General features: G+C 44.8%; 13 protein-coding genes. 12 read left to right on the top strand and 1 reads right to left on the bottom strand.

What is annotated here, in order from left to right:
- Positions 1–296 precede the first annotated feature (296 nt).
- The 5 genes from VJL_RS06870 (at position 297) to VJL_RS06850 (ending at position 7,992) form a co-directional block, all read left to right on the top strand.
- Entirely contained in the window at positions 297–1,868 is a 1,572-nt protein-coding gene (locus VJL_RS06870; protein ID WP_038876733.1) for an ABC-F family ATP-binding cassette domain-containing protein, read from the top strand.
- A 176-nt stretch (positions 1,869–2,044) separates the two neighbouring features.
- Complete coding sequence (locus VJL_RS06865; protein ID WP_038876731.1) at positions 2,045–4,201, top strand: prolyl oligopeptidase family serine peptidase; 2,157 nt, start codon at positions 2,045–2,047, stop codon at positions 4,199–4,201.
- Positions 4,202–4,832: 631 nt separating this feature from the next.
- A complete protein-coding gene (locus VJL_RS06860) occupies positions 4,833–5,624 on the top strand; it encodes a hypothetical protein (protein ID WP_038876727.1) in 792 nt (263 codons plus the stop codon).
- A 286-nt stretch (positions 5,625–5,910) separates the two neighbouring features.
- On the top strand, positions 5,911–7,032 hold the full coding sequence (locus VJL_RS06855; protein WP_038876725.1) for an OmpP1/FadL family transporter: 1,122 nt from the start codon (positions 5,911–5,913) through the stop codon (positions 7,030–7,032).
- 162 nt (positions 7,033–7,194) lie between these two features.
- Positions 7,195–7,992 (top strand): hypothetical protein, encoded by a 798-nt coding sequence (locus VJL_RS06850; protein ID WP_038865191.1) that lies wholly within the window; start codon positions 7,195–7,197, stop codon positions 7,990–7,992.
- 82 nt (positions 7,993–8,074) lie between these two features.
- Here the strand turns inward: VJL_RS06850 and speG are convergent, their stop codons facing one another.
- Positions 8,075–8,605, bottom strand: a complete 531-nt coding sequence (gene speG, locus VJL_RS06845; protein WP_038876723.1) for a spermidine N1-acetyltransferase — start codon at positions 8,603–8,605, stop codon at positions 8,075–8,077.
- 303 nt (positions 8,606–8,908) lie between these two features.
- Here speG and VJL_RS28895 point away from each other — a divergent pair, with 303 nt between their 5' ends.
- From VJL_RS28895 to VJL_RS06815, 7 genes are all read left to right on the top strand, one after another.
- On the top strand, positions 8,909–9,061 hold the full coding sequence (locus tag VJL_RS28895; protein ID WP_095760490.1) for a hypothetical protein: 153 nt from the start codon (positions 8,909–8,911) through the stop codon (positions 9,059–9,061).
- A gap of 367 nt (positions 9,062–9,428) precedes the next feature.
- The gene (locus VJL_RS06840) at positions 9,429–10,835 is read left to right on the top strand and encodes a cytochrome c peroxidase (RefSeq protein ID WP_038876721.1); all 1,407 of its coding nucleotides are present in this window, start codon (positions 9,429–9,431) and stop codon (positions 10,833–10,835) included.
- Between the two features lie 115 nt (positions 10,836–10,950).
- Positions 10,951–11,313 carry a VOC family protein gene (locus VJL_RS06835; RefSeq protein ID WP_038876719.1) on the top strand — a complete coding sequence of 121 codons (363 nt, stop codon included), beginning with the start codon at positions 10,951–10,953 and terminating at the stop codon, positions 11,311–11,313.
- 127 nt (positions 11,314–11,440) lie between these two features.
- Complete coding sequence (locus VJL_RS06830) at positions 11,441–11,956, top strand: GNAT family N-acetyltransferase (protein ID WP_038876717.1); 516 nt, start codon at positions 11,441–11,443, stop codon at positions 11,954–11,956.
- Between the two features lie 19 nt (positions 11,957–11,975).
- Positions 11,976–12,374 (top strand): NUDIX hydrolase, encoded by a 399-nt coding sequence (locus VJL_RS06825; protein WP_038876716.1) that lies wholly within the window; start codon positions 11,976–11,978, stop codon positions 12,372–12,374.
- 146 nt (positions 12,375–12,520) lie between these two features.
- Positions 12,521–13,684 carry a MerR family transcriptional regulator gene (locus tag VJL_RS06820; RefSeq protein ID WP_038876714.1) on the top strand — a complete coding sequence of 388 codons (1,164 nt, stop codon included), beginning with the start codon at positions 12,521–12,523 and terminating at the stop codon, positions 13,682–13,684.
- Between the two features lie 7 nt (positions 13,685–13,691).
- Positions 13,692–14,264 carry a GNAT family N-acetyltransferase gene (locus VJL_RS06815; RefSeq protein ID WP_081634929.1) on the top strand — a complete coding sequence of 191 codons (573 nt, stop codon included), beginning with the start codon at positions 13,692–13,694 and terminating at the stop codon, positions 14,262–14,264.
- Positions 14,265–14,390 lie beyond the last annotated feature (126 nt).

Raw genomic sequence — 14,390 nt, 5'->3', positions numbered from 1 at the left:
GAACCGATTCATGTGATGACAGAAGTCGCTTGCTTTTTATACAAGAAAACCTTTAGACTTTGCCCATCACTTCTTTAGGAGATTACGCCAACATGAACAACTAAACCTGTCATCCAACTCTCATTTTATTTTTTTGGATTTACAGGGTTAGTAGGCGTAGCTCACTTTCCGATATTTCTTTGCAGTTACCATTTTTCTGTTTGAAGCGCTTCTATGGGCGCGTGTATTTGCATCGATCTCATCTCTAGATTTATCTCAAGCTACGGCTGTTGTCCCTGTTATACAGGAGGCAAATTATGCCAGTCTTACAGGCTTACAATATCAGTCATCAATTTGGTAACGGCGAAGCGCTTTTTCAGCAAATCTCATGTTCAATGACCAAACGCCGTGTTGGGTTAGTCGGACGTAACGGTGTCGGAAAATCGGTGTTTGCATCGATACTCAGCGGTGAGCAAACCTCAACCAGCGGTAAAGTAACCTTACCAAGGTCCTTTGCGGTGTATCGCCAGCAACCATCTCACTTGTTGGGGGGAGAGCTGTCGATTGCCCAGTTTTTAGCAAAGGACAACGTGTTAAGCGCGCTCAAACAGATCGAGATGGGCGATTGCTCGGAGTATCTGTTTGAGGTAGTAGGTGAACAATGGGATTTGCCCATCCAACTTGCTAAGCAGTTAGAAACCATGGGTTTGCCGCCACAGCCAGACTTTCCTTGTTCGCAATTGAGTGGCGGGCAGTTAGCGCGTTTGCAACTGTGGCAATTGTTCGAAAGCGAAGTGGAATTACTGATCCTTGATGAACCGTCGAACCATCTTGATACACATGCCAAGCAGTGGTTGATTCATTCGATGCGCAATTTCTCAGGAGCGATTTTGCTCATCAGTCATGACAGGGAGTTACTGCGCGAAATGGAGGAAATCTGGGAGCTATCCGGTTTAGGCTTACAAGTATTTGGCGGTAATTACGACGTGTATGCCGAGCTAAAGCGCACCGAGCTGCAAGCGGTGGAACGCCAGTTAGCTGCTGTCGATAAACAAAAAAAGCAATTGGAAGAGCAAGCTCAGCGCAATCGGGAGAAAGCAGAACAAAGAGCGGCTCAAGGTAACAAGCTGAGAAAGGATGGCAGTCAGCCGAAAATTTTACTGGATGGTATGAAGGATAAAGCCACAGCCCGAGCAGCTAGTCGTAATAAAAACGAGCAACTTCGCCAAGCGCATCTGCAAGAGAAAGAGCAAAGCTTGCGAGTGCGCAAAGAGCAAATCAAAGGGCAAAAACTGTATTTGGCAGACAGTCAAAGTCGTTCGCGAAAAGTCGTGTCGCTTTTAGAAGGCGTGCTGCCATTTGGTTCGGCTCAACCCATCACTGCGCAAGTTCATGCGGATGATAAATTGCATTTGTTGGGCAAAAACGGGTGCGGTAAATCGACTTTACTGAAAACACTCTTGGGTGAGTTCTCACTGCAAAGTGGTGAGCTGCAAATCAATACGCCGCTTTATTATCTCGACCAGCACTTCGGTGCGATACAGCCTGAACTCTCCATGTTGGAAAACCTAATGCAGCATTGTGAGGGGATGAAAGAAAGCGATGCCAGAACATTATTAGCAGGCATTGGCTTTCGCCGAGACAGTGTCTTTCGTTTGGGCAGCGTATTGAGTGGCGGCGAGAAAATGAAGCTCGCGATGCTGATTGTCAGTCATCAGCCAACGCAGCCTTTGTTGCTTTTGGATGAGCCGGATAATCACCTAGACTTGGATTCGAAAATCATGCTTGCTCAGGCGCTAAGCGCGTATCGAGGCGGCTTTATTCTTATCAGTCACGACCAAGATTTTGCCGTGGAGTCGGGTGTATCTCGGAGCATTGAACTGAGCTAACAAGCTCTTGTCTATAACTCCATATTGAGGGAGATCACCGAAGCTAAGCGGCTAGTTTGGCTTTGGTGACTTTAAAACTTTCACCAAGCAATTTTCTCAAAGCTATTAGAATCCTTACTTCGATATGGGTAAGATGCTTGATGCATTACACAAAACAAAAACAGAAAAGGAAGTCTATGAAAAAGAAAACCTTAGCACTGGTGACCGCGTTTGCGATGACTAGCATATTGCCGAGTGCTTATGCCGAAGACTCAAAAAAGGAGTTGGTTGAACACGTACACAAAATGGCGGTGAAGTACCCAACAACAAAGAAAGTCGATGTGGTGGATGAGTATTTTGGTACCAAAGTTAGTGACCCATACCGTTGGTTAGAAGACGACCGCAGTAAAGAAACGGCTGATTGGGTAAAAGCGCAGAACCAAGTCACGTTCGATTACTTGGCGCAAATTCCTTATCGTCACCAGATTGAAGAACGCTTAACTCAGTTGATGGATTACGAGAAGTTAGGGCGACCATTCAAAGAAGGTAAATACACCTATTTCTACAAGAACGACGGTTTGCAAAATCAAGATGTGCTTTATCGCCAACTTGACGGTGGCAAGCTTGAGGTCTTCCTCGACCCGAATACCTTTAGCGAAGATGGCACGACCTCGCTGGCGAATGTGAGCTTCACCAAAGATGGTTCTTTAGTCGCTTACAGCATTTCAGAAGGCGGTAGCGATTGGCGCAAAGTGATTGTGCTTGATGCTGAAACCAAAAAGCCTGTCGGTGAGACTTTAGTGGATATTAAGTTCAGCGGCGTAAACTGGCTGGGGAACAAAGGTTTCTACTACTCAAGTTACGACAAGCCAGAAGGCAGCGAGCTTTCGGCAAAAACTGACCAACACAAGCTTTACTACCATGAGCTAGGCACTAAGCAGAGTGAAGATAAGCTTATCTTCGGTGGTACGGAGGCTGAGAAGCACCGGTACGTTCGTGGTTACACTTCGGACGACCAACGTTACCTGTTTATCTCAGCAAGCACTTCAACGTCGGGCAACAAACTGTTCTTGAAAGATTTGATCAAGCCAGATAGTCCGCTGCAAACCATTTTGGATGACACCAATTCTGATACTTGGGTGATTGATAGCAAAGGCACCAAGCTGTATTTGGTCACTAACTTAGATGCACCAAACAAACGTGTAGTGACGGTGGATGCGAGCAACCCTGAGCCGAAGAATTGGAAAGATTTAATTCCTGAAACTGACAACGTGCTTAGCCCATCAACTGCAGGCGGTTACCTGTTCGCAAGCTACATTGTTGACGCGCTTTCGATGGTCAAACAATACGATATGGACGGCAAGTTCATTCGTGAAATCAAGCTACCAGACATCGGCAGTGCTTACGGCTTTTGGGGTAAGAAAGAAGACGCTGAAGTCTACTACTCTTTCACCAACTACAAGACGCCAAGCACGACCTATCGCCTAGACATCAAAGACGGTGACAGCGAGGTTTACCACAAATCGAACGCACCATTCGATCCGGCAAAATTTGAATCTCGTCAGGTGTTCTACAAGTCGAAAGATGGCACCAAGATTCCAATGATCATTACCTACAAAAAAGGCACGCCGATGGACGGCAGTGCGCCAACGATCTTGTATGGTTATGGTGGTTTCAATATCAGCCTGACGCCTTACTTCAGCCCAAGCCGAGCGGCATGGTTGGAAATGGGCGGTATCTACGCTGTCGCGAACATTCGTGGTGGTGGCGAGTACGGTAAAGAGTGGCACAATGCCGGCACCAAATTAGAGAAGCAAAACTCGTTTGATGACTTTATTGCCGGAGCGGAGTTCCTTATCGATAAAGACTATACCTCGTCAGACAAGCTCGCGATTAACGGTGGCTCGAACGGCGGCTTGCTTGTTGGTGCAGTGATGACGCAGCGCCCAGAGCTGTTCAAAGTGGCGCTGCCAGCAGTGGGTGTATTGGATATGCTTCGCTACCACACCTTCACGGCAGGGGCGGGCTGGGCTTATGACTACGGTACAGCAGAACAAAGTAAAGAGATGTTCAATTACCTCAAAGGTTACTCGCCAGTGCACAACGTCAAAGCCGGCGTTAAGTACCCAGCAACTATGGTCACAACGGGGGATCATGATGACCGCGTGGTGCCAGCGCACTCTTACAAATTTGCGGCTGAACTACAATCGAAGCAAGCGGGTACAAACCCAACTTTGATTCGAATCGAAACCAACGCAGGTCACGGTGCAGGCACACCGACCAGCAAGGTTATTGAGAAAACTGCTGATGTTTACAGCTTTACTTTGTTCAATATGGGCGTTGAAAAGCTGTAAGCGAGAGGGCGGATTAACCGAAGAGCTTAAGCTCACTCACATTGGAATTAAAACGCAGTCTTCGGGCTGCGTTTTTTTGTTTAAGGTAGAACAGAAAAATATGCGATGCCAACGTAGTTCACATAAATGATATTGAAGAATTACCAAGAAGTGGAAGTATCGAACGCCAAGGTGAAATAACATTTTATTAATGAAAATACTTTACAGTTGTAGAATATATGTTTAATCCAACATGATTTATTTATTGGTGAAATTGCTGTGAAAGTATATAGCTAAACGCCTAGGTTGTTTCATTTCCCAATTGGTCGTTTATTTTCTCTTTGATTTTATTTCACATGTTCAATCTATATTAACTAATTATTCATTGTTTGTTGTGATATCTACTATTTAGATAATTGTTAATCTAAATTTCATTTCAAATCTAAACCAAAATTTAGGTTATAACTCATATAACCATAGGTGATTGAACTTACCGTTATCCTCTATTTAATTTAAATGCAGCGTTAAACAACCTGTTATTTGTAAATTCGCGTTGGAAATCGAACTTTCCGAGGCTCGATTCAGTTCGTCCGCGATTTATGCAGGTTTGTTGACGCGTGCGTTTAATTGAATAAAAGATGGATAAAATCCTATGAATATCGTGAAACCGTCTGTTGTCGTGATGGCAGCAGCAATCCAGTTTGCGTCCCCCGTTTTTGCTGAGACAGATACAGATAAAGAACTACAAGATATGTCCGATCCTCTTGCGGTTTATACCCAAGCTGGCTTTGGCATTACGGACAAAGGGGCAAACATCAAGATAGGCCAAACTTATAAAGCGTCTCAATCGGGCACGATGGCGATGAACGTTATCGAAGTCAAAGGTATTGGTGGCGAACTGTTTGGCATTCGAGATGAAGATGACCCGTTGTACAGCAAATTGGATGACAGTATTGATTCCTTCCGCCTGCGTAATTTCCAAGTTGAAGTTGCGAAAGGATTGGGACGTCAGCTTGATGTGAACTACGACGTGGATGCTGACAAGTTGGATGCGTCGTACAGCTTCATCAAGGCCTTACCGAAGCTTGGTGTTGTCCAGCTATACCCATTAGCTGGTGCAGGTGTGACGATTGCCAATGACTTCAGTGGTGAAGACAACGGCTACGAGATTCCAGGTACATATACTGTGGTTGGTATGTACTCGAAAATCGATATTACCGACAAAATTTGGATCAACTACAACCCGATGTATATGCACACCTTGTCGGGCTCAAGTGATTATAAAGACACGTATTATGCGGGTGAGGATAATATCTTAACGCATGAATTTGCGATTTCTTACCAAATAACACCGCGTTCAAATATTCGTTACTTCGCTAACTGGAATGAACAAGTAGACTTTGGCGATGGTGACCACCGTATCGAATACAACTACCAATTCTAATACGACTCATAAGATAAAAATAATTTACGCATTTTTGCTGTGTGATGTTTGGTCACACATTAAGTGGAAATAACAAGGCGCATCAAATTTTAAGCGCGTTCGTCGTTGGTTTTATTTCAGGCGACAAGATGAAAACAAAAATAGAAGAAAGACTAATCGCTTAGTCGGTTTTATTTCTCATTCAATCCACAAATTGCCTGTGCTGTGTGTGATGGTCAGTCCTTTCACTGATATACAACCAACGCCGCAGTACGGGTTTTCTCCTAACATACTTATAGGTTTTAGTATGAAAAATCTTACCAAAATCGTTGCTGTGGGGTCCCTCATCTCGTGTGCAGCAGCGCAAGCAGGAGGTCTATATTTGTATGAGACTTCCACCACAGACATTGGTTTAGCGTCTGCGGGTATGGCGGCAAGAGCGCAGGATGCCTCGGTCATGGCGGCGAACCCTGCGGGTTTGTCTAATGTGGTGGGTCAGTCATTTTCAGGTCACTTGATCAGCTTGTATGGCGACACAACACTGGACACATTTGGTGGCGGTGACGCAGGTAACATCATTGGTTACGTGCCACTTGGTTCTGCGTTTTATAGCCAACAAGTGAACGATAAGTGGACGCTTGGTATTGGTATGTACGGCAACTACGGCTTGGGTCTGGAATACGACAAGCTGTTCAGCCGTATTGATATTCCTAATGCAATTACTCAGGCCGTGACGGTTCAACCTTCTGCTTCATACCGTATTAATGATCAATGGTCTGTAGGTGCTGCATTGGGCATCCATTACGGCATTTTAGATATGGATGTCAAAGTTGATGGTACGGCAATCGCTGGTGGCATTGAAGATACTGAAACTCAAGTCAATGGCCGCGTTGGTGTGCTGTATGAGTTGAATTCAGGTACTCGCTTAGGTCTGTCTTACTCGAATGAAACTGAGTTCGAATTCGATGATAAAGACTTCTCGACCAGTGCCGTTGCGCCTCAGCAGTTGGTATTCAGTGCTTACCATGAGCTCAATGACAAACTGGCGGTGATGGGTAACTTGAACTGGCAAGATTGGAGTGCTTACCAAACACTGATGGATGTAGAAACACAAGACACCTACCAGATTGCTTTGGGTACACAGTACAAGGTTAATAGCAAAGTGATGTGGAATGCAGGTTTCGCCTTTGACTCAAGCATGTACACAGACCAATCCAACGGTGATCTGACTATCCCAACTGGCAACGCTTACCGTCTGGGTACAGGCATTGATTACAAGATTGATGAAGCAAGCACGGTGTCAGTTGCCTTTGAAGCGACCTTGATTGAATCGTCTGAAGTGAAAGGTCGAGCGGGTAACACGATTGCAAGCTTTGATGATCCAGCGTTGTACTTCCTGAGCATCGGCTACAGCTGGAAAAATCAATAATCCGGCGTTAACGCAATCACTAGATTAGCGATACGACGAAAAGCAGCGGTAAGCACGTCCTAGGCTTACCGCCGTTTTTGTTTGTAACGGGACCGCATCAATTCAACTGAATAAAAAGCACAAAGTAAAAAGACGATAGCGAATTCGTCGAGGAAATTTAAAATGAACAACACGTTTTGGCTGGCATGTGCAGCGTTAGTTTTAAGCTCGTCGGCTCTGGCTAGTGAACGCGTTCCCAAAGAGAACAAAAACAAATTAGCCGATGACCCTACTAAGGTTATCACTAAGTTTGGTGCATCTTATTCCAACAACTATGATTTTGATGACCAGAACATCTCATTTTCTGGCTCGCTGGCATTAGATGAAGCGCGTAAAATTAACGTTCGCATCAATGATGATGCAAGTGAGTGGCGCGTGGGCGGCTCTTGGCTCTTTCCGGTGGGTATCGTGAACTTCAACTTTGGTAAGAATGAATACACCAACGGTGCCGATCAAACCAACTACAGCGTTGGAACCTTTGTACCTTTGAGCTATTTTGGCATCGAGCCAGCAGGCTTTCAGATCTTCCCTATGGCTGGCTACACTTATAACGATGGCGATGTGCCAGTTTGTGATGGCGCAGTGGACAGTGCATGTTCAGCCCCTGGTTTTACTGGCACACCTAGCCCCGAGAATGGGTTCAACATGATGAACTCTTCAGGCAGTAGCGGTTATCTGGGAGCATTCACATTGAAACCCCTAACAGAGCAATTGACCTTGATGGGGTTTGCTGGTGGATCTTACGGTTCGGAAAACAGTGAAGGGGATAATTACCAAGGCGTTTTTGGTGGAGTAGGCATGAGTTATCTGGTGCAGAAACGTCACTCCTTTAATGTGATGACGTTTGCCATGGACAACAACACTTATCTCGATGACCCTGACAAGCGTGTCATCTTCTCATACCAATATCAGTTTGAATAATCGAGCATGTGTCATACCACTCGCTACTTCACGAGTGGTATGTCCAATCTCGTTCACCCAACCGTGTGAAAGGGATTTGCGCTTATTGGTCAATTTCAAATTTTGTACGAAATTGATTTTGCAAAATGTACATACGTTTCACATCTCTATAGCTGCCATTAATGAAGAACTCTTGCACTAAATGACCTTCCTCAATAAAGCCACATTTCTCATAGAGATGAATCGCCTTTTCGTTGTCGAGCGCCACCAACAGATAAATTTTGTGCAAGTTTAAGATTGAAAACGAATAATCAAGTGCACGATTAATGACCTCTTCCGCGTAACCTCTACCTTGATGATCAGGGGCGATAATAATTTGGAACTCGGCGCTACGGTGAATATAGTTAATTTCAATTAGCTCTACTAGGCCAATAAGTACGCCTTGCTCATCCTCTACTACAAAGCGACGTTCTGCATCATCATGAATGTGCTTTCTGTACAATTCTTCTAATTCATCATGCGACTCATACGGTTCCTCAAACCAATACGTCATGATGTTGCGGTTATTGTTGAGATCGTGAATAAAACGCAAATCAGAACGTTCTAAAGCGCGAATTGTGAGTCCATTTTTCATTGTCTTTCTCCCAATAGGATTCGATATCCAAGTTGCCTCAAGAAACTAAGTTTTAGCGAGGATGACTTGGTTTGGTTAACCTCATCATAGCGTAATAGGGGGAAATCTCCCCTTTACTTATGCGAAGCTGAATGCGTAAAAGCGATCTCTATCAAACCTTAACAAAGCCTTGAAAAACAAGGCTTATAACAATAATAAATGTTAATCATAACGACAAAAAACCTGATTAGGCTAAGGGGGCGATTTCAGCTTAAATACCGCCAACGACTTAAGGTCATAATCTACATAAACAGGGTATTAAATATGTTTTCAATCGGTGACGTAGTAGTAGCTACTAAAGGTATCGATCTTGGTGAAATGGTTGTTACAGGTCTAAGCAGCGGCGGTTTTTACGTACGCGTTAAAGCTGGCGAAGCAACGCTAACTTACCCAGCTAAAGACGTTAAGAAAGCATAATTTAATTTGCTGACTTGCAAAAAAGGTAGCTTACGAGCTGCCTTTTTTTGTGCCCATATTATTTTCCTTTACCCCTTCCACCATTCTTACTTTATTTCGTTCTGAATTATTTTTAATCGAATTTAATATGTTTGGTTAATATATTGGAGCTCCCGTCATTTTTGACTCATATCAATAAAAGTTCTAGTTTTAAGTTGTTGTTTTTATGTTGTATTTTTTACGTTCGTCGGCAAGTGTCTGTTTTAAAAACTATTAGATGTTAAATCCGCTTCTCATCTAAATATTCGATTAATATCTATTCCTTTTTCCCATTTTTAAAAATATCGGTATTTCAATAACTTTCGCCGCAACGGATTAGGGGAAAGTTATGAATAAAAAGAAAATTACGCTAGGGATCGTTGGAGCAGGCTTAGTGGCTTACTTAGGTACTGTCTACATGGTGAAGCAAGACGATCAAAAAGTGGCTCAACAACAGTTAGTGCAGTTCAGTTCTCTGGATAAATCGACGCTAGATTATCAAGCAATGAAGGTGCTCTCAGACAAAGGCTGTGGTTATTGTCATACGCCAAACAGCGAAATGCCTTTCTACTCAGAAATGCCAGTAGCAAAACAAATCATGGAAGCGGATGTGAAGGTGGCCATGCGTCACTTTGATATGACCAACCTGTTTGATGATGTCAAACAAGATGATTTGGTCTCTGAAGTCGCATTAGCTCGTTTAGAAAAGGTGTTGTACGACGATTCAATGCCGCCAGCGATTTACCTCACGATGCACTGGTCAGCGAGCATGTCCAAAGACGAAAAGCACACCTTGTTGAAGTGGATTCGTGAGAAGCGTGCAGAGCGTCATGCACAGTCTCCGGTATCGGAAGAACGTAAAACCAAAGTTCTACAACCAATTTACACCACGTTCGAAACCGATGCAGACAAGGCTGAACTGGGTAAGGTGCTTTATCACGACACGCGACTATCAGGAGACAATAGTGTCTCATGTGCGTCATGCCATAGCCTTGATACAGGCGGCGTGGACCGACTCGTAACATCTGTTGGTATTCATGGCCAGGTGGGTGGCATCAACGCGCCAACCGTGTTTAATGCTGTGTACAACAAACTGCAATTCTGGGATGGCCGTGCTGCGGATCTGCAAGACCAAGCGGGTGGTCCTCCGTTTAACCCGATTGAAATGGGTTCTGTGGATTGGGATGAAATCGTCGACAAGTTAAGCCAAGACCCAGAAATGGTTGCGATGTTCAAAAAGGTTTACTCAGGTGAGATTAATGGCAACAACATTACGGATGCGATTGCCGAATTTGAGAAAACCCTAACCACACCAAATAGCCGCTTCGACCAATACATGATGGGTGATACTCAAGCGCTGGACTCGCACGAGAAATACGGTTTAATGTTGTTCAAGAAGTACGATTGTCAAACCTGTCACGCAGGTGAAGCGATGGGTGGTGAAACGTTTGAAACCATGGGCATGAAAGCGGACTACTTTGCTGAGCGTGGTACTGATATGACGGACGCAGACCTTGGTCGTTACAACTTCACTGGTAACAAAGAAGACAAACACAAGTTTAAAGTGCCAACCTTGCGCAACATTGAACTGACACCGCCATACTTCCACGATGGTCATGCTGATACGCTAGAAAAAGCCATCTACGACATGGGTAAATACCAAGTCGGAGTGGAAATGTCGGATGAAGAAGTTGATGCCATCAAAGCGTTCTTAAAAACACTGACGGGCGATTACGAAGGCCGTCCTTTAAGTTAAGCTAGGGCATAACCAACAAGTTTGTTACCGATAAAACGATAGACTTCGCAATCGAGACCACCTTTGATTAAGGTGGTCTTTTTTATGGAACAAATTCAATCAAGTAGGGATAGATATGATTGATCATTTTGAAATTAAAGTTGTGGATTTTGACGCCTGTGTCGCTTTTTACTCCAAGGTGCTTATCACTTTGGGCATCGAACTAAAATGGTCGGACGAAGCAGCGGCAGGCTTTGGATTAGTTGGTGAGTCCAATACGCGTTTCCTGATAGAAAAGAGTGACCAAAGTGCCCCTTGCCACATTGCGTTTAAAGCGAATGACAAGGCTTCCGTCGAGGCTTTTCATAGAACAGGTATCGAAGCTGGGTTTACTTGTCATGGAGAGCCAGGTTTACGTGAACACTATGCGCCAAATTACTACGCAGCGTTCTTTTATGATCCCGATGGTAACAACATCGAAGCGGTGGTTTTTTTATAGGGCGTTAGCTATGGGATGATCCAGAGGGTATTTACTGATCGAACGATCGTTAGGTCATTGGTTTTACGATCAAGATAGAAGATAATCGAGCTCCTATTTCATCCCTATAAAAAGAACGAAAAATACTATGAAAGTTGTCGTCACAAAGGCACAAAAACAGCACGCTCAAGGCATTACCGAAGTTCTCAATCCCATCATAGAAGAGGGCTTATACACAATCCTTGATACCACCTTCACCCCAGAAGAGGAAGAAGGCTTTATTGGAAGCTTTCCTGAAACGGGTGTGTTCAATGTGGCCTTGAATGTAAAAGAAGCGGATGAGGAAGACAGCGCCGTGCTGGGTTTCCAAAACGTAGAGCCTTTCGCCAGTTATACCAAGGCATTCGCTCACGTTGGCATTATTGGTACGTTCGTCGATGCCAAATGTCGTCGACAAGGTGTCGCTTCAGCGCTGTTTACTACTACCTTTGCTGATGCTAAATCCAAAGGTTATGAAAAGTTGTTTGCTTATGTCCGAGAGGACAACCCCAACGCGCTCGCAACGTATCTAAAACATGACTTTGAAGTGGTCGGAACCGCAAAGAAGCATGCCAAGGTTAACGGCCAGTACATCAATGAAGTTATGATCGAGAAGTTTCTCTAGCGCCTAGAAGGAAAGCAAGATGCACAAATCAGCAGGTATCATCATCAAAGACGGCGCGTTGTTAGTGTTGCGCTCAAGAGGCAAAGACACCTCCTATGCGCCGGGCGGAAAACTGGATAGTGGCGAAACACCAGAGCAAGCGTTATGTCGCGAACTTCAAGAAGAAGTGAGCATTGTCGTGGCGGAAGATGCCTTGACGCTGTTTGGTCGCTTTGAGGCGCCTGCACACGATAAAGACGGCATTACTTTGGTCATGGATGTGTTCTTCGTTAATGCTTATTCGGGCGAGGTGGTTGCCAGTAACGAAATCGAAGAGTGCCAATGGGTAGATTCTTCAAACGTGGATGACATCGCGATAAGCACGATTTTCCGCCATGAGGTCTTCCCGAGCTTGGTTGAGCAAGGACTAGTGAAATAGCGCCTAATCACGAACAGAATACAAAAACGCCCACAATGCGAACGTGTTGTGGGCGTTTTACTTCTTGAATCTTTTTCTACAATTCATGTTGACCTGTCTATAACTCTACAGTTTAAGATGCTTTCATCAGCGCTGAGGAAAATTACATGTATCGGATATCGGAACTGGCAGAGATGCTGGGCTTGTCTCGCACCACATTGCTCTATTACGAGAAGATTGAGCTCATCAAAGGACAACGGTTAAGCAACGGCTATCGCGCGTATAGCGATGCGGATCTACAACGCTTGCGTTTGATCCAGCAATTGCAGAGTGGCGGACTGACGCTCAAGGAGTGTAAAGCCTGCTTGGAAGCCAAAGTAGATCGCCAGTTGATGCTCGAAAGGCTCAAACAGCTCGATGAAGAGATTGAGCAAAAGCAGAAATCGCGCCAGCTGTTGGCGGCATTGCTTGGTGAAACACCGTTAACCGATTGGCATGAATCGTTGGATGAAGTCGCGCCGGATGCGCACTTGAAATGGCTGATGACGCAAGGTTTTAGCGAGAAAGAAGCCCTTCACTTACGTTGGTTATCAAAAGATATGAATACTCACGACGACTACATGGCGGACTTCTTCTGCGTATATGAAGCCTTGGAGTTTTGGGGCCCAGGTTCAGGGCAAGATACGTTGAAAGCATTGAGCCTATTACCAACTCAACCTGATGAAATATTGGAAATCGGGTGTGGGCAGGGCATTGCGACTCGTACTTTGGCAAAACATGCACACATCACTGCGGTCGATAACGACGAGCCGTCTTTGCAACGCCTACAAGGTAAAGCTGAGGCTCTTGGCTTAAGTGACAATATCACCACGGTGTGTGCGAGCATGACAGAACTGCCGTTTGCAGAAGGCTCGGCTGATGTCATTTGGGCAGAAGGCAGTGCTTACATCATGGGTGTGGAGAAAGCATTCAAAGCATGGCGCCCATTGCTTAAAGACGGCGGTATCTTAGTGGTGAGCGATTTGGTATGGAACACGGATACACCAAGCGAAGATACGGTGGCGTTCTGGCAAAAAGAATACCCAGATGTGGGCAGTGCTGAGAAGCGCATTGCGCAGGCGAAAGCAGCAGGCTACCGAGTGTTAGAGACATTCCCGATTAGCCAACAGGCATGGGATAACTACTACGTTCCTTTAGATGAGCGTGTGCAACGTTTGAAAGCTGAGATGCCAGCATCACAAGCATTAAAAGACATACAAGTTGAATTAGATATCGTTAAACGCCGTGGTAATGAAGTGGCGTATCAGATGTATATCTTACAAAAAGATTGATAGAAAAATGAACGAAACAACAAACCAAAATACTCAAAAATCTAACTACACTCTTTCTCAATACGAGAGAGGCATGAGCAGCGAGATGATCGCTTTGTTTACTCAAACCTTTTCTGATTCTGAAGGTGAGGCAGAAGGCAAAACCATTGGCTTACTCGTCGGTGATTTGTTAACGACAACGCCAGAGCAAGAATTGAAAGGCTTTGTTGCGAAACAAGGTGAGCGCTTGATTGCAGGCGTGTTGTTTACACCGCTACGTTTTGAGAATGGTGAAGTGGGTTACTTATTGTCGCCAATGGCAACACTGACAGAGTGCCAAGGTAAAGGTGTAGGACAAGCCCTGATCAACTTTGGCCTTGAACACTTGAAACAGCAAGGTATCGAGTTGGTGTTTACCTACGGCGATCCTAACTTCTATTCGCGCGTTGGTTTCCAACAAGTGACGGAAGCGCAATTCAAAGCGCCTCATACTTTGAGCTTCCCACATGGTTGGTTGGCACAATCACTTGTAGGTGAATTGACGCCAATCCAAGGCACATCCTCTTGCGTGCAAGGTTTGGATAGCCCTGCTTACTGGTAACTCATGAAGTTCCGGCAATGGTTGATCTAACCTGAACAAAAAATGTATGGTCCGCCCCGTTATTGCAACTACAATTTAGTAATAACGGAGTTGGTTTGCGCTAATGTATTCGGAGTCCACGTTGGG

Source organism: Vibrio jasicida CAIM 1864 = LMG 25398 (assembly GCF_000400365.1).
In the GTDB taxonomy this organism is placed as follows: Bacteria; Pseudomonadota; Gammaproteobacteria; order Enterobacterales; family Vibrionaceae; genus Vibrio; species Vibrio jasicida.
This window is presented reverse-complemented; position numbering and strand designations above follow the sequence as displayed.